This is a genomic window from Mucilaginibacter flavidus (assembly GCF_024055575.1).
Lineage (GTDB): Bacteria > Bacteroidota > Bacteroidia > Sphingobacteriales > Sphingobacteriaceae > Mucilaginibacter > Mucilaginibacter flavidus.
Window position 1 is genome coordinate 15,379 of record NZ_JAMXOE010000015.1, and the last position, 19,063, is coordinate 34,441.

22 protein-coding genes and 1 tRNA gene are annotated in these 19,063 nt (G+C 42.8%); 6 read left to right on the forward strand and 17 right to left on the reverse strand.

Translation table 11 applies throughout. The annotated features are described in order from the left end of the window. The first annotated feature begins 86 nt into the window (after positions 1-86). Positions 87-323: a cytochrome b5 domain-containing protein gene (locus NAF19_RS19750; protein WP_252792063.1), complete on the forward strand. Its 237-nt coding sequence runs from the start codon at positions 87-89 to the stop codon at positions 321-323. Positions 324-376: 53 nt separating this feature from the next. Here NAF19_RS19750 and NAF19_RS19755 read toward each other — a convergent pair whose 3' ends face one another. Then, entirely contained in the window at positions 377-1,294 is a 918-nt protein-coding gene (locus tag NAF19_RS19755; RefSeq protein ID WP_252792064.1) for a PfkB family carbohydrate kinase, read from the reverse strand. A 198-nt stretch (positions 1,295-1,492) separates the two neighbouring features. Here NAF19_RS19755 and NAF19_RS19760 point away from each other — a divergent pair. The 3 genes from NAF19_RS19760 to NAF19_RS19770 all read left to right on the forward strand — a co-directional run bounded on the left by NAF19_RS19760 (position 1,493) and on the right by NAF19_RS19770 (position 2,658). After that, positions 1,493-1,566 (forward strand) — tRNA-Asn (locus tag NAF19_RS19760). Positions 1,567-1,777: 211 nt separating this feature from the next. Further along, positions 1,778-2,260: a hypothetical protein gene (locus NAF19_RS19765; protein ID WP_252792065.1), complete on the forward strand. Its 483-nt coding sequence runs from the start codon at positions 1,778-1,780 to the stop codon at positions 2,258-2,260. A gap of 194 nt (positions 2,261-2,454) precedes the next feature. Next, a complete protein-coding gene (locus NAF19_RS19770; protein WP_252792066.1) occupies positions 2,455-2,658 on the forward strand; it encodes a hypothetical protein in 204 nt (67 codons plus the stop codon). A gap of 610 nt (positions 2,659-3,268) precedes the next feature. Here the strand turns inward: NAF19_RS19770 and NAF19_RS19775 are convergent. The 13 genes from NAF19_RS19775 to NAF19_RS19835 form a co-directional block, all read right to left on the reverse strand. After that, positions 3,269-3,856: a 2OG-Fe(II) oxygenase gene (locus tag NAF19_RS19775; protein ID WP_252792067.1), complete on the reverse strand. Its 588-nt coding sequence runs from the start codon at positions 3,854-3,856 to the stop codon at positions 3,269-3,271. 80 nt (positions 3,857-3,936) lie between these two features. Beyond that, positions 3,937-4,695: a PLDc N-terminal domain-containing protein gene (locus tag NAF19_RS19780; RefSeq protein ID WP_252792068.1), complete on the reverse strand. Its 759-nt coding sequence runs from the start codon at positions 4,693-4,695 to the stop codon at positions 3,937-3,939. A gap of 178 nt (positions 4,696-4,873) precedes the next feature. Beyond that, complete coding sequence (locus NAF19_RS19785) at positions 4,874-5,581, reverse strand: kelch repeat-containing protein (protein ID WP_252792069.1); 708 nt, start codon at positions 5,579-5,581, stop codon at positions 4,874-4,876. A 6-nt stretch (positions 5,582-5,587) separates the two neighbouring features. Beyond that, positions 5,588-5,809 carry a hypothetical protein gene (locus NAF19_RS19790; RefSeq protein WP_252792070.1) on the reverse strand — a complete coding sequence of 74 codons (222 nt, stop codon included), beginning with the start codon at positions 5,807-5,809 and terminating at the stop codon, positions 5,588-5,590. After that, positions 5,781-6,299: a hypothetical protein gene (locus NAF19_RS19795; RefSeq protein ID WP_252792071.1), complete on the reverse strand. Its 519-nt coding sequence runs from the start codon at positions 6,297-6,299 to the stop codon at positions 5,781-5,783. Before NAF19_RS19795 ends, NAF19_RS19790 begins: the two co-directional genes overlap by 29 nt. A 198-nt stretch (positions 6,300-6,497) precedes the next feature. Then, positions 6,498-6,668, reverse strand: coding sequence for a hypothetical protein (locus NAF19_RS19800; protein WP_252792072.1), 171 nt, complete (start codon positions 6,666-6,668; stop codon positions 6,498-6,500). Between the two features lie 199 nt (positions 6,669-6,867). Further along, the gene (locus tag NAF19_RS19805) at positions 6,868-7,470 is read right to left on the reverse strand and encodes an alpha-ketoglutarate-dependent dioxygenase AlkB family protein (RefSeq protein WP_252792073.1); all 603 of its coding nucleotides are present in this window, start codon (positions 7,468-7,470) and stop codon (positions 6,868-6,870) included. 5 nt (positions 7,471-7,475) lie between these two features. Further along, positions 7,476-8,189, reverse strand: a complete 714-nt coding sequence (locus NAF19_RS19810; RefSeq protein ID WP_252792074.1) for a 2OG-Fe(II) oxygenase — start codon at positions 8,187-8,189, stop codon at positions 7,476-7,478. A gap of 111 nt (positions 8,190-8,300) precedes the next feature. Further along, complete coding sequence (locus NAF19_RS19815; RefSeq protein ID WP_252792075.1) at positions 8,301-9,146, reverse strand: bifunctional helix-turn-helix domain-containing protein/methylated-DNA--[protein]-cysteine S-methyltransferase; 846 nt, start codon at positions 9,144-9,146, stop codon at positions 8,301-8,303. Between the two features lie 134 nt (positions 9,147-9,280). Continuing rightward, positions 9,281-10,417 (reverse strand): glycoside hydrolase family 18 protein, encoded by a 1,137-nt coding sequence (locus tag NAF19_RS19820; protein WP_252792076.1) that lies wholly within the window; start codon positions 10,415-10,417, stop codon positions 9,281-9,283. A gap of 100 nt (positions 10,418-10,517) precedes the next feature. After that, positions 10,518-13,307, reverse strand: a complete 2,790-nt coding sequence (locus NAF19_RS19825; protein WP_252792077.1) for a DNA gyrase/topoisomerase IV subunit A — start codon at positions 13,305-13,307, stop codon at positions 10,518-10,520. A 160-nt stretch (positions 13,308-13,467) separates the two neighbouring features. Further along, positions 13,468-13,851 carry a GxxExxY protein gene (locus NAF19_RS19830; protein ID WP_252792078.1) on the reverse strand — a complete coding sequence of 128 codons (384 nt, stop codon included), beginning with the start codon at positions 13,849-13,851 and terminating at the stop codon, positions 13,468-13,470. Between the two features lie 64 nt (positions 13,852-13,915). After that, positions 13,916-15,247, reverse strand: coding sequence for a serine hydrolase domain-containing protein (locus NAF19_RS19835; RefSeq protein ID WP_252792079.1), 1,332 nt, complete (start codon positions 15,245-15,247; stop codon positions 13,916-13,918). A 101-nt stretch (positions 15,248-15,348) separates the two neighbouring features. On the opposite strand from NAF19_RS19835, the gene NAF19_RS19840 reads away from it, so the two are divergent. Then, positions 15,349-16,365, forward strand: coding sequence for a hypothetical protein (locus tag NAF19_RS19840; protein WP_252792080.1), 1,017 nt, complete (start codon positions 15,349-15,351; stop codon positions 16,363-16,365). A 55-nt stretch (positions 16,366-16,420) separates the two neighbouring features. Here NAF19_RS19840 and NAF19_RS19845 read toward each other — a convergent pair whose 3' ends face one another. Then, a complete protein-coding gene (locus NAF19_RS19845) occupies positions 16,421-16,930 on the reverse strand; it encodes a YdeI/OmpD-associated family protein (protein WP_252792081.1) in 510 nt (169 codons plus the stop codon). A gap of 193 nt (positions 16,931-17,123) precedes the next feature. Between NAF19_RS19845 and NAF19_RS19850 the strand changes: the two genes are divergently transcribed. Further along, a complete protein-coding gene (locus NAF19_RS19850; protein WP_252792082.1) occupies positions 17,124-17,546 on the forward strand; it encodes a nuclear transport factor 2 family protein in 423 nt (140 codons plus the stop codon). Between the two features lie 124 nt (positions 17,547-17,670). On the opposite strand, the gene NAF19_RS19855 is transcribed toward NAF19_RS19850, so the two are convergent. Further along, positions 17,671-18,330: a GDSL-type esterase/lipase family protein gene (locus NAF19_RS19855; RefSeq protein ID WP_252792083.1), complete on the reverse strand. Its 660-nt coding sequence runs from the start codon at positions 18,328-18,330 to the stop codon at positions 17,671-17,673. A 96-nt stretch (positions 18,331-18,426) separates the two neighbouring features. Beyond that, on the reverse strand, positions 18,427-18,930 hold the full coding sequence (locus tag NAF19_RS19860; RefSeq protein WP_252792084.1) for a cytidine deaminase: 504 nt from the start codon (positions 18,928-18,930) through the stop codon (positions 18,427-18,429). Between the last annotated feature and the right edge of the window lie 133 nt (positions 18,931-19,063).

The window sequence follows — 19,063 nt, forward strand, 5'->3', positions numbered from 1 at the left end:
GTCTGAACCGGGATTTGTCCGATTTGGGGATTTATTGGATATTGTAATACAGCCATTGTTTAAAAACGCATAGATTTGCGTGTAATATGGCAGAACTTGCTACCTACACAAAATCGCAACTCGCTTTACGCAACGGGCAGGACAAACCTGAGGTATGGATAGCCTATAAGGGGATTATCTACGACGTATCGCGCAGTCGTCTTTGGCGCAACGGCAAACACTACGAACACTGGGCCGGCCAGGACCTTACCGCCGAACTCGGCGATGCTCCGCACGATGAGTGGGTGTTTCAGAATTTAGATGTGGTGGGGAAGCTGGGCTGAAGACAGAAGCCGGAGGTCAGATCTCCGATTTCAGACCTCCGATTTCAGACCTCCTATAATATCTCAAACTTCGACAGGCTCACAAATTCCTGTACCCTTGCAGCAATTTCTTCCTGGGTTAGGTTAAGAATTTTTTCGGTACCGAATTTTTCAACGCAGAATGACGCCAGTGCCGATCCAAAGATGATGGCATTTTTCATATTGTTAAAATTAACCGAACCAACCTTTGCCATGTAGCCCACAAAACCACCAGCAAAGGTGTCCCCGGCGCCCGTAGGATCAAATACTTCGGCAAGCGGCAATGCTGGTGCCGAAAATATTTTGCCATCGCCAAACAGCAGCGCACCGTGTTCGCCTTTTTTTATGATGAGATATTTGGGGCCCATGGTCAATATTTTGTTGGCGGCTTTTACCAATGAATATTCACCCGATAGCTGGCGCGCCTCGGCATCGTTAATGGTTAACACGTCTATCATTTTGATAGTATCCAGCAAGTCATCCAGCATAATGTCCATCCAAAAGTTCATGGTGTCAAGCACAATCAGCTTAGGGCGGTTCTTAAGGCGTTTGATAACAGTTTGCTGCACTTGCGGGGTAAGGTTGCCCAACATCAGGTATTCGCAGTCCTGGTAGTTTTCGGGAATGATGGGATCAAAATCAGCAAGCACGTTCAACTCGGTAACCAGGGTATCGCGGCTGTTCATGTCGTTATGATACTTACCGCTCCAAAAAAATGACTTTTCGCCCCTTTTTATTTGCAGGCCTTCGGTATCAATGCTGTGTTTGTTAAAATCCTTTATAAATGGCTCGGGGAAGTCGTCGCCCACAACAGCAACAATTTTAACCTTATCGTAAAAATAGGAAGCCGCAAGACTTGCAAAGGTGGCGGCGCCGCCAACAATTTTATCTGTTTTGCCAAAAGGCGTTTCAATAGCATCAAATGCAACGGTACCAATAACCAGTAAACTCATGTAGTAGTAATTAAAAATTTTGCAAATATTATGAAATTAAGCCATAGTTGCCTTATTTACACCGGTACAAAAACATTTAAAGCGCTATTAATGAGCTGTTAATTTTGCACAGGCATAATTTTTTAATTTTTTTTAAAAGAGTTGTTGTGTAATTAAGGCAGAAATCATACTTTTGCACACTCCAAACCGGAAATGCACTCCTGAATAGCTCAGCCGGTTAGAGCATCTGACTGTTAATCAGAGGGTCGCTGGTTCGAGTCCAGCTTCAGGAGCAAAGCCCCGCACGTCCGCGGGGCTTTTTTTGTTGCTTATATTTTAGTGGTGCGGTGAAAACACCGGCTACAGGCTGAATATAATGTTTTGAAGATATTGCCAATTTCAATATATTGAGCGAAAATTAATTGATGGATATGTTCAAATTAGCGCTCCCTGATAAGAGTATTGCCCATCATTTTTCAGTGCCTTTACCAAATAATATTTACCATGGATAAGGCGCCAAAACAACATCCTTCCCAACAGGCAAAAAAACCGGCAAAAAAGCCCAACCGAAAACCAAAAAGCCAGGACTTGTCACGCGCCGGTGACCATAATTTAACCAAACACGATTCTGCAACCATGGAAGTACACCATCACCCACAATTAGAGCATAAGCCAAAGCCCTGGAAAGAATATCTTTTAGAATATATCATGATAGTGCTGGCAGTAACAACAGGTTTTTTTGCCGAAAGCCTCAGGGAATATTTGGGCGACCATGGTAAGGAAACCGAATATGTGGCATCCCTAAAAAACGATCTAAGGCAGGATACAGCTAACGTTGCCCTGCAAATTAAAAATATCAAGATACAGGTGGTGATGATGGATTCGCTGATCATGCTGGTCAATAAACCGGTATTAACTCCTGACGAGGTGAACGCCGCATATTATTATGCGCGCTCTGGGCTACCAGGAAACCTGATTTTGAAATAACCGACCGCACTGTTGTCCAGTTAAAAAGCTCGGGTAATTTCAGGCTTATAAAGGATGAGCACCTGATTGATGGTATCCTGGAATACCAAAAACACTTTGACAGTTACAAACAACAGTCTTCAGGTGACATTACTGAGCGGGCGTTTTTGTATCCCTTTATATCACAAATATTTGACGGGAATGTTTTTCAAACAATGGTAGATAATAATAACAATACTATCAGTAGGCCAACCGGCGTACACACACTGAACCCGGTGGATAAAAAATTCATTAGGCAGTATGTGTATTACCAGCATCAATTAAAATCATCATTCATTTATGAGGTTACCCGGCTTCAGATTATGAAAGCTACTGCCGAAGGCATGCTTAACATAATTGAAAAGGACTACAAAGAATAACAATTAATGGCCAATAGACAGTTAAGATCAAAAGACCTGTCAAAAATAAAATTTGCAAATTAGAAAGTGGTTCGAGAATCCAGCCTGGGTCGAAACTAAAACTACCTCAAATCGTTCAAAACGAACAATTGATCCAAAAATTAGTTCGAAAAACGCACAGTTCGGGGAGCAGAAGCCTCACAGAAATGTGGGGGCTTTTTTATTTAACGGATTCAACAGGAAAGTTCACAGCTATAATAAAAACACTACCAAGGGCGAAGAACGATGGGGTAAAAACGTTAAATTTTAGTCAGCATCTCGTAGAACTTTTTCACAGCTTTCTTTTTATAGGCTTACCACTGAATGGTAAAGCCAATGGCAACTCCGCTACTTCATTAAGTGTTATATTGTTTTTTGGGGCCAGCGATGAGAGTGTTTGATTGATTGTCCATCTTCTCTCCAAAGCTATGGCAATAACTTATAGCGAAGTTCACCCCAAAAGGGTGAAATTAACTGGCGCACAGCGCTATAATCAATTATTTTTTAGATGGGGAAGGGACTTATTACAATACAGTCGCTTGTAAATGGGAAGAACATTTGTTTTCGGAATAAGCTACCCAATTTTATCCCCTTAACCCACAATCTTTAGCCATCCGGTAATGCTCATCCTTGGCAAATGGGTTATCAATACCTCGTGTTCCAGCTCGTTGCTTTTAAAAAACACGCTTTTACCAGCATTGGGCGAAATGTCACGGGAACTAGTACCCTGGTAAATGCGTAAATCACCGCCGTCAACCTCGCTGTTTAAATACATGATCATCGAAAATGCCCGGGTGCCATTTTGTTTGAAATTGTCTAAATGGCGTTTGTAAAAAGCCCCTTTCTCGTAAAGGGTGTAATGGAATTCATAGCCGGTAATGCCTGCAAAGCAAGTCCGGTTCAGGTGGCTCACAAAGTTATCCATCAGGTCAAAAAAAATATTTTCATAAGCGTCGTTATGGATCCTGTCTAACCAGTAAATTTTATCGCTTCTTACCAGTTTATCATGGTTTATCAGTTTATTATTACCTGTTCCAGCCGAGAGGAGTAAATCGGCAGCATAAAGCGCTGTTATATTATCGGCCAGGTGGGCTGATAAGGCTACACTAAGAAAATTGCTGACTGTACCCACGTTAGTAGCCAGGTAGCTGTCGATGAGTTCGTCGAATATGATGTCCATACCGCTGTAAGATACGCTAATTATCGACCATTAGTGTTATAGGTCGATATGGGACGAGACTGTTCTACCGGATAGTACGATCAGGCTTTTTGCTGCGCAGCAATTTTCTTTATCTCGGCCTTGGCCAGGCTAAACCATTTGCTGTTGCTGCGTTTTTCCATCTGGCTAAGGTGCTGCTCCTCATTTAGCATATCACTAAAAATCGTCCATGCATCGGTTTCGCGGTCGTTACGAAGCAAAAACAGGCCATATTGATACCGTTGCTCGAAATATGAGTAACGGCCTTTCATCGCTTTAAACTCGTTTTCGGCCTCGTCAAGTTGTCCCAGTTCTTCAAGCGACATAGCATAGGCCAGGTGTGCCTTCGAGCGGGCAAACTGCGGTATTTTGTAGAGTTTTTTTGCTATGGGAATAACTTCTTCGTACAGCTGCAATTCGTAATAAGCGATAATCAGTTGCATCAATCCATGCTCATTTTCGGCAAATGCACCAGTGAGGCTGGTTTTATAAAGGTCGGCCGCTTTTTCGGTTTGGCCTGCTGCAAGGTAGGCGTCTGCCAGCTTCATCCGGTTGGCAAACGTGTCGGTAAAGTTTAGCTCGTCTTCCAGTTTCTTGATATTGCCCCCCGGATTTATTACTGCACCTATATTAATTTTAGGCGCATTGAAACGTCGATTTGAAAGAATCTCCTGATAGATATAAATCAAACTTCCTAATACAGGCAAAACTATAATTATCCATAGCCACCGCCCTTGCGTCCCCCGGCGCAGGCAATGGATGGCACAGAAAATCTGCAGACCGATAATTAGGTAATAATAAGAGCCGCCGCCGTAAAACATGGGGGTAATAGTTTGATTGTGATTATCAAAAATATAAATTTTGGTGATATTTTGTAATGAAAATATCGGAAAGATATATTATCGATCATTGGTCTGAACCAAGATTTGCTTGATTTTAGGACGACCCGATGCCTTGACGCGGCATCTTTCCCTTAATCTTAGTTTAATCGGTGTAATCCTAACTACAAATACTCTTAGCTTTTTTTCGTTGTTTAAAATAAAAGATTATACCTATGACTACTCCGATAAGTAGAATAATTGTCCACCACGACGTAACCAGTCTAAAGCTAAAACCGCCGACAAGAGCATTTTCCTGCTGCGATGCCAAGTAATCTTTCTCCGTGACCGGCGGCGAGGCCAGCGAATAAACCCGCACTGTTGAATAATCGGGTGATGTAAACTCCTGTATAGCACAATAAAACGTCTCCTGCTGGTGGTTATAGAAAAGATTAATATCGGTTTCAATCTTTTCGCCCTTGGCTGGTATACTTCCGCTAACAGCCTCGTATGCCCCATCCTTTATCGAAAACCTGCACAATCTTAAGCTGGTTTTCGGTTTATCATGCGCGTAGCAAATGGCATAAAAATACTTTTTATCGCTGCTGATGATCAGGTTATTCGCCGCTACAAAGTCCTCGGCCGGCGGCTTTATTTCCCAGCATTTTTTAATGGTGCGGGTGGTTAAGTTAACACAATACAGATCGTAAAAATGCATACCGCCAACCACCTGGTTACCGCTTTGGTTACCATAGCCGCCAAAAATGTAAACGTTGTTGTTTTCATCCGCCTGGCTATAGCCCGAAAAAAAACGGGGCATAATTTTATCGCCGGTAAACTGCACTTTGTCCCAGGTATCGGCTTGCCTGTTGTACACGAAAAAATCCATGTAATATTAGTACGAGCCATAACCGCCAAACAAAAATATACTGTCCTGCGCCTTATTATAAAAAATATCGTGGTGGTGCCACTGTTCCTTAATGGCTCCAAAACCGGTTATATCCCATTTCAGGGTATTTAAATCGAGCGAAGCAATGCTTGGGCCCGGTTTGGATGACTTAAGTGTTTCGTACGAGTAGAGCTTATTTTCACGGGTATTGATTATGCTTTTGCCCAAATGCAGGGGGAACCGGGCATTTATTTTGATAAGTCTGGCCCGTTAGGTTATTGCGCTGCACATCATAACTTATCAGCGAGTCGCTTTTAAACATAATAAGTTTCTGTGCAGCTTCGTTAAAATTCACGCCTGCCACTTCGCTAAAACCACGGGTAAACCGGGGCGCCCAAAAGTACGATTCGATAATCAGCCACACTGGGTTGTCAACAACGCCAAGGTTATCGCCATCGCTGCTGTACACATTTTTGCCGCTCCACTCATTCAGGGGGAACGAATAGTTTTTGCTGCCGTCGCCGATGGTTAAATTCCTGATGGCCATTTTGGGCACGTCAAAATAATGTTCGTTTTTCCCGAAATATATTTTAGGCGTAATAGTATTACTGAAACCAAAATCGATTGCCCGGTACCACCTGCCATTTATCAATATCCCTAGTGTGTTTCCCTTTAAGTCAATGTCTATTTTCACCGGCATCCAGCTCCGCTTTTTCAACTGCCCCCTAGTGAGCGGAATTTTTATTTTATTAGCCTTGCTATCGATGTTGAAATTTAAAAAAGGTGATCCGTCATATATTGAGCTCAGGCTATAGGAGTTGTTTTTAGCATCGGTAATGTTGAGGATATACCCCAGGTGCTCGTTATCCCACAGCGAAAGGTCGAAATTAATGTAGAGGTGTCCTGAAAACGTTGGTTACTCCGTTTTAAAAACCGAATACGACGTACGTTTAGCCAGCAAACTGTCGTTTGAATTGAACTGCAAACCCTGGCCCTTGCCTTTAACTGCGGCAAACAGTATGATAAAAGCAAATACAATTTTATATACATGGAAATGCAGTACAAAAATTTTATTCTTTCTTATCATTTAGTAATATAGGGTTAGCAAAAATTATAAAGGCAGCCTGTTTAAATAGAACAGCTAAATTAGAGATTTTTAGTTTGATACACTAAGGCTGATATGGAGCACCAACAAGTGCGATTTTTGTTTGCTTTGTAATGGAACTGTGATAGAGAAGTTGGGGTAATTCGTTGCCGGGATATCAATGCCGGGTTGAAACCCGGCACTACGCAACAATCGTCCTAAACGTGAGATTTATCCTCGGCCGCACAACCTTTTTTGATTTTGGCAAACTGTGCAACCAATTGGTCTGGGTGGTATCCTTCATTACCAGCAGGCTGCCGCTTTCCAGTATTAGCGATACCGTTTCTTTGCCTTTTTTATGTTTAAGGCTAAACTTTCTTTCGGCGCTAAAACTGAGCGACGCGATGGTGGTGTTCTTGCCAAGCGACGACTCGTCATCGCTGTGCCAGGCCATACCTTCGTCGCCGTTGTGATAAAGATTCAACAGGCATGAGTTGAAAGTTGTGCCGGTTATGGCCTCAACCATTTGTTTAAGTTCGAGCAGTTCTGGCGTCCAGGCAAGGGCTTTTTTGGTAGTGTTTGAATAGGTATATAAATAACCATCATCGCCATACCAGGCAACTTTGCGCTTGGTGATAATGTGCTTGCCGAAAATTATGGCTTCGTCATTTTTCCATTGTATAGTATCCATTAACAGGTTGTGATAATTTGCCGCGGCACCGGGTTTCAATATTTTGCCGTGATAAACTACAGTCCCGTCAAATGGCAGCAGGTTTTCGGTTTGGCCGGTGCTAAATAAGTCCATGTAAATTAACTTAAAGCATCATGAAAAATCACACCTGCTGTATAACGCGCACCGCTGTGCAACTGACTAACTCCATGTTTCATATTAACTCTGTAATAACCTTTTGCGCCTTTTACCGGGCGGAAGTTTGTCGTGAATATCAATACATCGCCCTTGCGTGGTTTTAGTACGATAGCTTTCGACTGCGCCCTGGGTATTTGCTCTGTCAGCACAAATTCGCCCCCGGTATAATCTTTATCCGGCTCGGTTAAAAATAGCACCATTTGCATGGGGAAGTACACATCGCCATATAAATCCTGGTGCAGGGTATTAAAGCCGCCCGGGCCATATTTTAAAATTAAAGCGGTTGGTTTCGTTTGATTATTGGCATGGCAAAGCTGCTGCAATTCCTCAAATGTCGCCGCGAACGTGGTTTGAATATTAAGTACCTTCATCCAGTTATTGGCAATCGGCGCCAGCCTTGGGTAAATCTGCTCCCTTAATTGCTGAATTAATGGCGGCAAAGGGTAGGCAAAATATCGATATTCGCCCAGGCCGTAGCGGTAGCGTTCCATCACCACCGTTTTGCGGTATGCCTCCGAATTACTGTAATTGCTAATCAACTCGCTGCAATCTTCGTCGCTAATTAAGTTGGGTATGATAGCGTAACCGTTGTCGTTCATATTTTCAGTTACGGTTTGCCAGTCTATTTTTTCTATGGATTTTGCTATGTCGGTCATTATTTTCTTCTGTAGAGACACAACACTTGTGTCTCTGAATTTATGTTGTTAATATAAGGCAATTACCTGCATGCGGGAGAAAGACACAAGTATTGTGTCTCTACGGGTGAATCAATTAGGCATTGCCGCCTGTGCCGCCTCCCAGCCAATAATGGCGGTTTTGCGATTGCTGCCCCAGTGGTATTGCCCAAATTCTCCGGTTGATTGTATTACCCTGTGGCATGGTATCAAAAACGCTACCGGGTTATCCCCTACCGCACTACCTACGGCCCGTGATGCGGTTGGCTGATTCAGTTTACTGGCAATGTTACCATAGGTTGATAATTTCCCGGCTGGAATTTTCAACAACGTTTCCCATACCTTCAATTGGAATTCGGTACCCTTCAGGTGCAGTTTAATTTCCTCCAGTTTGCTCCAGTCGCGCCTGAAAATATGCAGGGCGTTTTGCTGTATCAAATCTACCATGGGTTTATAAGCCGCATTCGGGAACACCTTTTGCAGTTCGGATAAGCCTTCTGCCTCGCTGTTTGCGAACGCGATATGACAAATACCTTTCGACGTCGATGCTACCATTACATTACCAAACGGGCTTTCCGCATAGCTGTAGTTAATTGCAAGGCTTTCCCCGCCGTTTTTGTATTCGCCGGGTGTCATGCCCTCAATGTTTACAAATAAATCGTGCAAGCGGCTGGTGCCCGAAAGGCCCGTTTCAAAAGCGGTGTCGAACAATGTTGCCTGGCTGGCCAGCATTTTTTTAGCATGGTCCAAACTGATGTATTGTAAAAACTTTTTGGGGCTCACGCCTGCCCAGTCGGTAAATATGCGCTGAAAATGGAAGGAGCTTAAATGAACCTTTTCGGCAATTTCGTCAAGTGTGGGCTGATTTTTAAAGTTGCTGCGGATATAGCCTATTGCGTCCTCAATACGGCTATAGTTTGTTATTTCCTGGTCTTTCATTTTGTTTTTCTTTAATTATACATAACAAAAGTACAGCGCCTGCAAACCGAACCCTACCCGAAACTTGCGGAGTTTAAATTAATGAAAACACATATCAACAGACCTAAACTTCCTTCTTTCGGACTTTTTGGACTTCACTTTAAATCCTCATTTATCTCATTCAGCAAATACTCTTTTTTATCCTCACTGTATTCCCAAAACATCACGCCCGCCAGACCATTCTTGTTTACAAAATCGCATTTGTTTTTTACTGACCATTCATCCTCGTACGTTATAAACTGGCGGGTGGCTGAGTTAAACAGGTAAGGTGCGGCAGCATCATTATCGCGGTAGTATTTAAAGCCTTTTGTGGTATTGGTAACAAGGCTATCTTTTAAAAAAGTAAAGCCGCCTGCCCGCATTTTGCCATCGGTTTTGGTACCCAAGCCATTGGACAACGTATCCACAACCCGCGACGAATGACCATAAAACGCCAGGCCCATCACCAATTTATTGGCAGGAACACCTGCTGCCATAAAATCTTTCATGGCTTTGTCGGCACTATCATAGGCCGGGTTATATTTTTTTGATGCATACAGGTTGGCGTGGTGTACGGCAACGCCCAAACTATCCTGGAAATAATCATATGTCATCAGGTTTACATAGTTTAAGTATTTGGCTACTTTATCCATTTCGGAATTTAGCGTAAACCGTTTAAAGCCGCCTATTGCCGCAGTAAGGAAAAGTTTTTTGCCGGTTTCTTTTTCCAACTTATCCAGCTCCTTTCTGAGCGCTTTAAACATCAGTGTAAAATTCTGTTTGTCCACGGGCCGGAATACATTGCCGTCGCCAATATCATTGGGGTATTCCCAATCTATATCAACGCCATCAAGCTTGTATTGTCTTATGATCTCAACCGCACTGGCAGCAAACGCGTTCCGCGCAGTATCAGTTAACACCGCATCCGAGAAATTTTTGCTCCATGCCCACCCGCCAATTGAAATCAGGATTTTCAAATCGGGGTTTACTTTTTTCAGTTTAAGCAGGCTCTTAAAATTAAAAGTGTCGGTTTTAATATTGGTGAGCCATGCCCGGTTATTTTTTACGTTTACAAACGCATAATTAATATGGGTGAGCTTCTTGGCATTCACCATGCTGGTGTCAATTAAACCGCGGTAACCACCCACATAACCGATGACTACATGTTTTTTTGGTTGGGCGGCGGCTGTAAAAAGGCAGATTGAAAACGCAATTGCAGCAATCAGGCGGAAAGGTTTTGGTAAATGACGCATGGCATGGTTTGTTGTTTATTGAATCTTATTTTTATAACAAATCGACCGGATTTAAAAATAGCGATGAGCTTGAAACCCATCGCTATAATAATATAGTCAATTAAAATAATCCCAACTGTCCTTTATCGTCAATATCTATATCGTCAGGATTGGTTATTTCAAAGTCTACTTTTCTGGATTGCACCGATTGGGGAGGTGATTCCACCGATTCAGCTGGGGCGGGCGGAACAGGTTTATCTTCCGGCGCATTAGTATCAGCTATTATGTCCCCATCTGCGTCATCATCGTCATCCGTTTTTACATCAGCGACGGCTTCCTCCTCGGCACTTTCAACTGTTTCTTCTTCTTCCACATCTGCAATTACTTCCTCTTCCGGCGGTTCAATTTCAGCCATCAACTCAACCGATTTTACAGGGTGCTGCGATAGCCTGTTGCCCATCGCTTTCATTCCTTTAACATCAATCACTGCCGATAAATCAACCTCTATGGTTTCCGGTGTTTGCTCCTTACCTTTTAATTGTACCACGCTTACTACTGGCTGTACTGCGCCCGATATCAGCACCAGTTTTGAACCGTTTTCGTCGCTGATGATGCTGGTTTGCTTGCCTATGGCCAGGTTATCAAATACAAACCTTTTCACCATAAAGTTTTTCGATTTTCCGTCGATATGTATGGCTGAGTAAACCTTTGCCGGGTCGTACTTTTCAATCACAATCATTTTGTCATCAAAGTGATTGTTCAAATCAAAGCTGGTTAGTTCATATAAACCGGTACTCAATATGGTCAATACTTTATCGTCGCCGTCAAATTCGCCCAGGTATTTACCGCGACCATCGGCATTCAACCGTTTTAGTATATCATCGTACCAAATTTTACGGCCGGCCAATGTGGATACACCTTTGCTTTTCAGGATGATTTTTTTAACCGGATACTTGGTTATGATGTTACCCATTGAGCCCCGGCCCTTTATGGCCAGCGCTGCAAAATCCTCATCAAACTGCAATTTTTTAAGCTTGCTATGCGGTTTTAGCTGCACGTTAACAATCTCCGCCTCGCCGTTAGGATTGGCCGAAAAATACAACGACCGCGAACCTTTAGTGCCCTTAGTTAAATCGTATTCCTTATCGCGGGTAACGCCCACTACCGAGAAACGCTTGATATAGCTTACCCCGCTATGCCCGTCTTTATAAATCATGTTATACACGGTGCGCTCGTCGTTCTTTTTAAATACGGCCACGTGTATAATTTCTTTGCCCACAAAAACTTTGTCCTGCACTTTTGTTATCAGGCAGCGCCCATCCTCGCGGAACACAATTATCTCGTCTATGTCCGAACAATCGGTTACAAACTCGTCCTTCTTTAAACCTGTGCCGATAAATCCATCCACGCGGTTAACATATAGCTTGGCATTTGCCAACGCCACCTGGGCAGCCTCAACTCTATCAAACGTGCGTAGTTCGGTTTTGCGCTCCCGGCCTTTACCGTATTTATCCTTCAGTTTCTGGAACCAGGCAATGGTGTAATCGGTTAAGTGCTTAAGGTGATGTTTTACCTCTTTTATCTCAGCTTCCAGTCCCTTTATTTGTTCATCCGTTTTCTTTACGTCGAAGCGGGTAATGCTGCTCATTGGCTTATCAATAAGCTTCTTATAATCCTCCGGTACAATAGCCCGGTAAAATTGCGGGAAGAAAGGCTCGAACAAACGGTTCAAAACCTCCAGCACCATTTCAAAGTTCGATGAAGTTTCGTAATCCGGATGCTTATACATACCCTCCTGGATAAATATCTTTAGCAGCGAGCTAAAAAATATCTTCTCCATCAACTCCTTCAGGCGTATCTCCAGCTCCATTTTCAGCAGCTGGCGGGTGTAGTGCGTACTCTCGGTAAGCATGTCGTTCACGCTCATAAAGCGCGGCTTATCATGCTGAATTACGCAGGTATTTGGCGATATCGAAACTTCGCAGTCGGTAAAAGCATACAGGGCGTCAATCGTCACATCGGGCGAAATACCGGGCGCAAGGTGCACCACAATCTCCACACTGCTCGATGTGTTGTCCTCTATCTTCTTTATTTTTATCTTGCCTTTTTCATTAGCGGCAACAATACTTTCCATTAACCCGCCGGTGGTGGTGCTGAATGGAATTTCGGTAATGGCCAGTGTCTTTTTATCGCGTTCCTCTATTTTTGCACGTATCCTTACTTTTCCGCCCCTTTGCCCGTCATTATAAGCAGAAGCATCCGCCATACCTCCCGTCGGGAAATCCGGTATCAGGTTTGGCAGGTTGCCCTTCAATACCTCGATCGAGGCATCAATCAGCTCGTTAAAATTATGGGGCATTATCTTGGTAGCCAAACCTACAGCAATGCCATCAGCCCCCTGCGCAAGCAGTAGCGGAAATTTTACCGGCAGCGTTATAGGTTCGCGGTTACGGCCATCATAGCTGGCCTGCCAGTCGGTAGTATCAGGATTAAAAACGACTTCGAGTGCAAATTTCGACAGGCGCGCCTCAATATAACGCGGCGCAGCAGCCGAGTCGCCGGTTACCGGGTCGCCCCAGTTGCCCTGGCAGTCAATCAGTAAATTTTTCTGGCCTATCTGCACCATGGCATCACCAATGGAAGCATCACCATGGGGGTGGTACTTCATGGTGTTGCCTATTACGTTGGCGGCTTTGTTAAAGCGTCCGTCGTCCATCTCTTTCAACGAGTGCAGTATGCGGCGCTGAACAGGTTTTAACCCATCATTTATATGGGGAACGGCACGGTCGAGGATTACATACGAGGCATAATCAAGGAACCAGTTTTCGTACAGCCCGTCGAGTGAGGTAATGGTATGTAATTTTTCTTCGTTATTAGCAGGTATCTCTTCCGTTGTTAATTCTTCACTCATTATTAGCTACAAAAAATATGGATGGGTAAAGATAAATATATTGTGCGGATGTGTGGATTTTGAAGTTATGGAGTTTTAAACACATTGGGAAGTATTAACATCTTTTTCATTGTTTTTTAACCACAGAGGCGCGGAGTATGCACAGAGGGCACTGAGAGAATTAAAGTTGGGTATTAATCACGCGACGGATGCCGTCCTTTACCATCAATACATTGAAATTTATCAATAGGCCTAATTTGCAGCCCGAAATTTTTAAATAGGTTAGTAGTTGTGCCATATGGACGTCGCTTAAAGCCTCAACTGCCTTTATCTCAAGTATTAATTTATTTTCAACTACGATATCAAGCCGGTAGCCGCAATCCATTCTTATTCCTTCATAAACAAGAGGCAATGGTTTTTCTTTTTCAACAAATAAACCTCTTTTAAATAATTCATAAAACAGGCATTCTTTATAAGCCGACTCGAGCAGACCTGGACCCAATGTCCTGTGTACAGCTATACAAGCTCCAATAACCTGTGTAGCTAATTCGTTTTCAATTTCCATTTTAATTCTTTGTGCTCTCTGTGAATCCTCCGCGCCTCTGTGGTTAAAATATTCGATATGCTCTTCACTTTGTTTTCATAAACAAATAATTTTGCCCTCCCTGCAATAACGTAAACTCACCTTTGGCGGGGTTAAAAATCATTGTTATACCAGCTTGTGTAAAAACAAACTTGTCCGTATCAACAGTCTCCAGGGGAAATTGCGATTGGCCGGTGGCCTGTGCCATAAGCGTTGTATTATTTTTGGTGACCGTAATTTTTAACGGTAATTGGGTGCTTGAATATTCACCAAGGTATTTGTCCAGGTCTTCCGTTTTCAGGTTAGCGGTTTTAAAAGACGGTATCACGAAAGGCTCATTGAAGTAAATACTTAAAACACCTATCATTACATCATTTGGCGCATATACGGCGCCATTTGATATGTAAGCCACGGCCATTTTATCTTCGGGAAAATAGGACACCATCGACAAAAAGCTATCAATGCTACCGCCGTGTCCGTATGATGTTTTATCGTTAAACGGTATGGTAAGCATAGCCATACCATAATTCTCGCGCATAGTTTGCATTTTGTCCAGGTTGCTTTGGCTGACCAGTTTTCCACCGAACAGGGCTTCAATAAATTTAACCAGGTCGGTTGGTGTCGAAACTATTGCACCTGCTCCGCCAGGGACGCTCATGTCTGTTTCCGGCTGCTGCTGCCAGTTCCCGTTATAAACAAAGGAGTATGCCTCATTATCAGCGGAATTTGTTTTGCCGCCGTAGTAGGTATCGGCCAGGCCAATTTTTGAAATGATACGTTTTTTTAATTCGTCAGCATAGGGGTGACCGGTAATTTTTTCGATGATATAGCCCAGCAGCACAAAGTTTGTATTGCTATAGCTGGCTTTCAAATCTGGCTCAAAGTCGGGTTTACTGTTTTGAATAATTGCCAGCATAGCTGCTTCGGTTTGCGGCTTTGCCATGTACGTTTTGTATTGCGGATCATCGGTAAAGTTGTGTAGTCCGCTGCGGTGGCTCAGCATTTCTCCTATGGTAATCTTTGATGCATTGGGAATTTGCGGAAACCAGGTCGATAAAGGGGTCTCAAGGGTTAATTTTTTTTCTTCAATCAATTGAAATATCATGGTGCCGGTAAACATTTTTGTCACGGAACCGATGCGATATTTTGTCTTGATGGTTGCCGGCGTTTTATTGTCGCCGCTAACAGCGCTGTAACCGATCGCGTTCTGGTAAACCAGCTTCCCGCCGGCCGAAATTGCTATGCTGCCCATTTGTTTATTATTGGCGCCTAATACATTAAAAAAGCTGTCCAATTTTGCTTTATTTACATTTTGGGCATAAACGGTAACATTTATTGTAAAAGTAAGAAATGCGATAGCGAGTACTTTTTTATTCATTGCGGTCGTATTTGGTCTCTAAAGATAGTTCATTGCCAGCAATTAACACGGTCTCTCTTTCCTTTCATTAAACATTAGTTACCTTTATAAAATTTCAAATAATGACAGCCGCCTTTGCAAAACCCACCCGGAATATCGTAGCCATAACTATTATAGCGGTGCTCATATTTTTTGGCGGAATGCTAATGCTTCACGCCGTCCCCGCAACAACTAAAGACAAAATTGCCGACGGCCTGCTGGCTGATTTTGTAATTACTTTCCCGGCGCTTTATTATTTTATTGTTATCCGCCCGTTAAAAATATCAGCTAAAAAACTTCTGATTGTTATAAGCCTGAGCTGCGGAGTGGCTTACCTGGTATTGCCGCAACATCAACGTGAGTACATTTTGCAGGTACGCAAATTAACTGCGGTAGCCGAAATTGTGTTTATTATTTACGCGGTAACCAAATTCAACAAATTAAGAAAATTGTACCTGGCTCATAAGGCCACGTTTGCCGACCCTATTTTTAATTTGCGCAACGCAATGGCCGGTGTTATGGGCGAATCGTTTGGTGTAAAAATAATAGCATCCGAACTGGCTGTATTAAGGTACGGACTGTTATTCTGGAAAAAGGAGCCGGCCGTGGAAAGCAATAACAATGGTTTTAGCACGCACCGGGAGTTTGGCTACATTGCGCTGTGGTGCGTATTTATATTTGCCATGATGGTCGAAATTGTGGCCTTTCATTTTCTCCTGCGAAAATGGAGCAATACCGCCGCGATAATTGTAACCGTACTTTCCTGTTACAGTTTTATTTTATTCATTGCCGATCTGTCTGCAATCCTGAAAAGAAAAATATTGGTAAACAATAACCAATTGATATTGCGCACCGGCTTACGCTGGCGGGCCGTTACCACAATCAGCAACGTCAGTTCAGTAGAGAAGATACGATATGACTATCATTCAACAGGAACCTATTTTAAAGGCGGTATAACCAGCAAAAGCGGCAACTTGCTTATTACATTTAACGAACCTGTGCTGATTGAAAAACTTTATGGGGCAAGCAGATCGTTCAACACCATTTTGATGAATATTGATGATGTTGAGTTGTTTGCCAGTTTGGTTTCAGCTAAGTAAGCCAGGCGTTACGCATTATCACCGTCCGGCTCAAGCCGATACAACAGCCCCCACATCAAATCTCATTTTTCATCTCCCTCATCATTTTACCATAGTCCCACCTTCGCAACATGGCGTTTAAAGTATTTACAATCCGTTTGTTTCGTGTTTCGTTAGTTTTGGCACCGTTTATCCATTTTATAAAATACTCGCGATGCGATTTTGCCAGGCTGTTAAAAAAATCCAGGGCTTCGGGCTCAAAGTCGAAACATTCTTTTAAATCTTCGGGTAAATCTACTCTATAGTCCACATCTTCCTCAAGGCTTACCGTAAGCATAGCGCCACTGTTTTTGTGCAGCGCTTTTCGAACTTCTGCCTTTAGTGCCATGATAAACTCACCCTCGCCCATTGGCATAAGGGCCATGCCACTCACGGCCAACCCATCCAGCATTCCCCTAACGCGGAACGATTTTTTGTTGCCCGGCTTTAGCTTCTGCGCCAAATCGGCCGGGATAGAAATATAACTCCAGCCGGTTTTTTCGCCCTGCTCGTCAAATTGTAAAATAATTGTGTTAAACGTAACCATGTATTTTAAAAATACTGCAATTATAAGCCCTTAAGGCCTATTTGCGGATAAAGATAACGCACATTTCATGGCATTTAATGTTGTTAATGTGCCTATTTGTTAAATGTTTGTTAAAAATAAAAAACCTTGTAACTATTGGAAAACTAGCGCTGTCTTATTACCAAATACATAATCACAAATAAATTACAACATTATGAAAACCTTAAAATCAATAGTACTGGGATTAGCGCTACTAGTTATATGCGGTGTTGCAAAAGCAAACACCATCGACGAAAAAACAACTCCAAATTATGCAATTAATACTTTTGTTGATGCCATGACCCGCGGCAAATTAGCAGGGCTTGATGGCGTTTTGGATAAAACAGCAGAGTTTAATATGCTGCGTGGAAAAACAATGCTGAGCTTCGGCAAAAATGATATGCTTGCCTTTTTTAAAGAAAATAAAAACATCGAGCAAAGCTGCACCACAAGCACCTCAATTGTTGAGAGCACCCCAAGCGTTACCATCGTAAAAGTTTCTATGAAATACGACAGTTTTGTACGCAACAACTACGTAACCATTGCCAACACTGGCAACGGCTGGAAAATCACCAACGTGTACAGCGTTTTTAAATAAGAATTTAGTTTTAGGTTTAGTTAAATAGTTTGTTAGTAAAAAGGCCCTGTGGTTGGGGCCTTTTTTATTACCTAAAATCGAAATATCCTTCATTCAGACTTTCTTTCTTTTTGGAGTTACTTAACTACCTCACAAACGGCTCCAATACCTTCTGCCATTTATCATACCCTTTGCTATTCAGGTGCAGCAAATCGCCTTCAAATAAAGAGTTATCAACCGTGGTGCTTCCAGGAGCATACAGCACCGTGCTTACGTCAATAAAGATGCTGTTTTTCTTATTTTTAAGATAGCTTCTTATCAGTCCGTTGGCAATATTCACTTCGCCTATAAACTTCACCCTGCTAGGGCTCGGCTTTACCGACATAAAGTATATGGTAGCCTTAGGTAATTTTTTGTTAATCATTTCCCAAAGTTTCTGAAATTCATCAAAAACAAATTTGCCGGTTTTGCCTGCAGCGATATCATTTTCGCCGGCGTAAATAAAAATTTTGCGCGGCTGGTAGGGGAACAATATGTAAGGCGTATAGTAATCAACCACCTGCCACAACTCGCAGCCTCCTACACCGCGTCTGATGATTGGCTCATTAGGAAAGCGTTGCTCAAGGTCCGTCCATTTACGGATAGATGAGCTGCCGATAAACAGGATGCCATTTTTTGGCGGAAATTTCAGGCTGTCCTGGTGTTTAAAATCGCGTATCTCGTTATCAAACGGGAAACCTGCTTGCGCGTGCAGTTGGCTGCCGATGCAAACTAATAGGAACAGTAGGATTAATTTTGCTTTCATAACTGGATATCTTCAAACTTACGATGTTTGCAAACGGCGAAGCCCTCAACGAGGCCTATAAAAACAAACAAATCGAGTTAAACTTCGCAAGTTTTGTCACAGGCCTTTTACTTCTGCATTCAGCCTGTTTTCAAAAAACAAAAAAGGCAAAAAGCTATTCACGCCATTCATTACCCAAACCGGGCTATTGTTACAGAATAAGATAATTTCGATCGGCTTATTTTGTTTTTTCTCAAATTCGGCAAGTACCTGCAGGCAGGCGCCACAACTGGTAACAGGTTTCAAAAGCTCAAATTCATACGTAGCAGCCGTTACCGCCATTGCTTCGATGGGGTCGTCAGCGTGATTGGCGCCCCAGGTAAATAATGCCACGCGTTCGGCGCAAAGCCCCGATGGATAAGCTACGTTCTCCTGGTTGCTGCCGTAAATAATTTTGCCGCTTTGCAGCCTCAGCGCCGCCCCCACCCTGAATTTTGAATAAGGCGAGTGTGAGCCTTCCATCGCTTTCACCGCCTCAAGGCATAACGAGTGGCTGGCCTTATCCAGTTCGTTTAAGGAATTATATTCTTTAAAGTTTATTTCTATCTGGTGTTCTGTCATTTTTATTATGCCCTGAAAATACGGGGGATACAATATACAACACGATTTCGGGATTTAACGGATTTTCATGATTAAAAATCAGAAAAAAGCTTTGACAATTTTTTGAAAGTTGTCAAAGCTAATTCTTACAAGC

What these genes read in the sequence shown, in the direction of transcription:
- NAF19_RS19750 (WP_252792063.1), top strand. Translation starts at nt 87, where the DNA reads ATGGCAGAACTTGCTACCTACACAAAATCGCAACTCGCTTTACGCAAC.
- NAF19_RS19755 (WP_252792064.1), bottom strand. Translation starts at nt 1,294, where the DNA reads ATGAGTTTACTGGTTATTGGTACCGTTGCATTTGATGCTATTGAAACG.
- NAF19_RS19765 (WP_252792065.1), top strand. Translation starts at nt 1,778, where the DNA reads ATGGATAAGGCGCCAAAACAACATCCTTCCCAACAGGCAAAAAAACCG.
- NAF19_RS19770 (WP_252792066.1), top strand. Translation starts at nt 2,455, where the DNA reads ATGGTAGATAATAATAACAATACTATCAGTAGGCCAACCGGCGTACAC.
- NAF19_RS19775 (WP_252792067.1), bottom strand. Translation starts at nt 3,856, where the DNA reads ATGGACATCATATTCGACGAACTCATCGACAGCTACCTGGCTACTAAC.
- NAF19_RS19780 (WP_252792068.1), bottom strand. Translation starts at nt 4,695, where the DNA reads ATGTTTTACGGCGGCGGCTCTTATTATTACCTAATTATCGGTCTGCAG.
- NAF19_RS19785 (WP_252792069.1), bottom strand. Translation starts at nt 5,581, where the DNA reads ATGGATTTTTTCGTGTACAACAGGCAAGCCGATACCTGGGACAAAGTG.
- NAF19_RS19800 (WP_252792072.1), bottom strand. Translation starts at nt 6,668, where the DNA reads ATGATAAGAAAGAATAAAATTTTTGTACTGCATTTCCATGTATATAAA.
- NAF19_RS19805 (WP_252792073.1), bottom strand. Translation starts at nt 7,470, where the DNA reads ATGGACTTATTTAGCACCGGCCAAACCGAAAACCTGCTGCCATTTGAC.
- NAF19_RS19810 (WP_252792074.1), bottom strand. Translation starts at nt 8,189, where the DNA reads ATGACCGACATAGCAAAATCCATAGAAAAAATAGACTGGCAAACCGTA.
- NAF19_RS19815 (WP_252792075.1), bottom strand. Translation starts at nt 9,146, where the DNA reads ATGAAAGACCAGGAAATAACAAACTATAGCCGTATTGAGGACGCAATA.
- NAF19_RS19820 (WP_252792076.1), bottom strand. Translation starts at nt 10,417, where the DNA reads ATGCGTCATTTACCAAAACCTTTCCGCCTGATTGCTGCAATTGCGTTT.
- NAF19_RS19825 (WP_252792077.1), bottom strand. Translation starts at nt 13,307, where the DNA reads ATGAGTGAAGAATTAACAACGGAAGAGATACCTGCTAATAACGAAGAA.
- NAF19_RS19830 (WP_252792078.1), bottom strand. Translation starts at nt 13,851, where the DNA reads ATGGAAATTGAAAACGAATTAGCTACACAGGTTATTGGAGCTTGTATA.
- NAF19_RS19835 (WP_252792079.1), bottom strand. Translation starts at nt 15,247, where the DNA reads ATGAATAAAAAAGTACTCGCTATCGCATTTCTTACTTTTACAATAAAT.
- NAF19_RS19840 (WP_252792080.1), top strand. Translation starts at nt 15,349, where the DNA reads ATGACAGCCGCCTTTGCAAAACCCACCCGGAATATCGTAGCCATAACT.
- NAF19_RS19845 (WP_252792081.1), bottom strand. Translation starts at nt 16,930, where the DNA reads ATGGTTACGTTTAACACAATTATTTTACAATTTGACGAGCAGGGCGAA.
- NAF19_RS19850 (WP_252792082.1), top strand. Translation starts at nt 17,124, where the DNA reads ATGAAAACCTTAAAATCAATAGTACTGGGATTAGCGCTACTAGTTATA.
- NAF19_RS19855 (WP_252792083.1), bottom strand. Translation starts at nt 18,330, where the DNA reads ATGAAAGCAAAATTAATCCTACTGTTCCTATTAGTTTGCATCGGCAGC.
- NAF19_RS19860 (WP_252792084.1), bottom strand. Translation starts at nt 18,930, where the DNA reads ATGACAGAACACCAGATAGAAATAAACTTTAAAGAATATAATTCCTTA.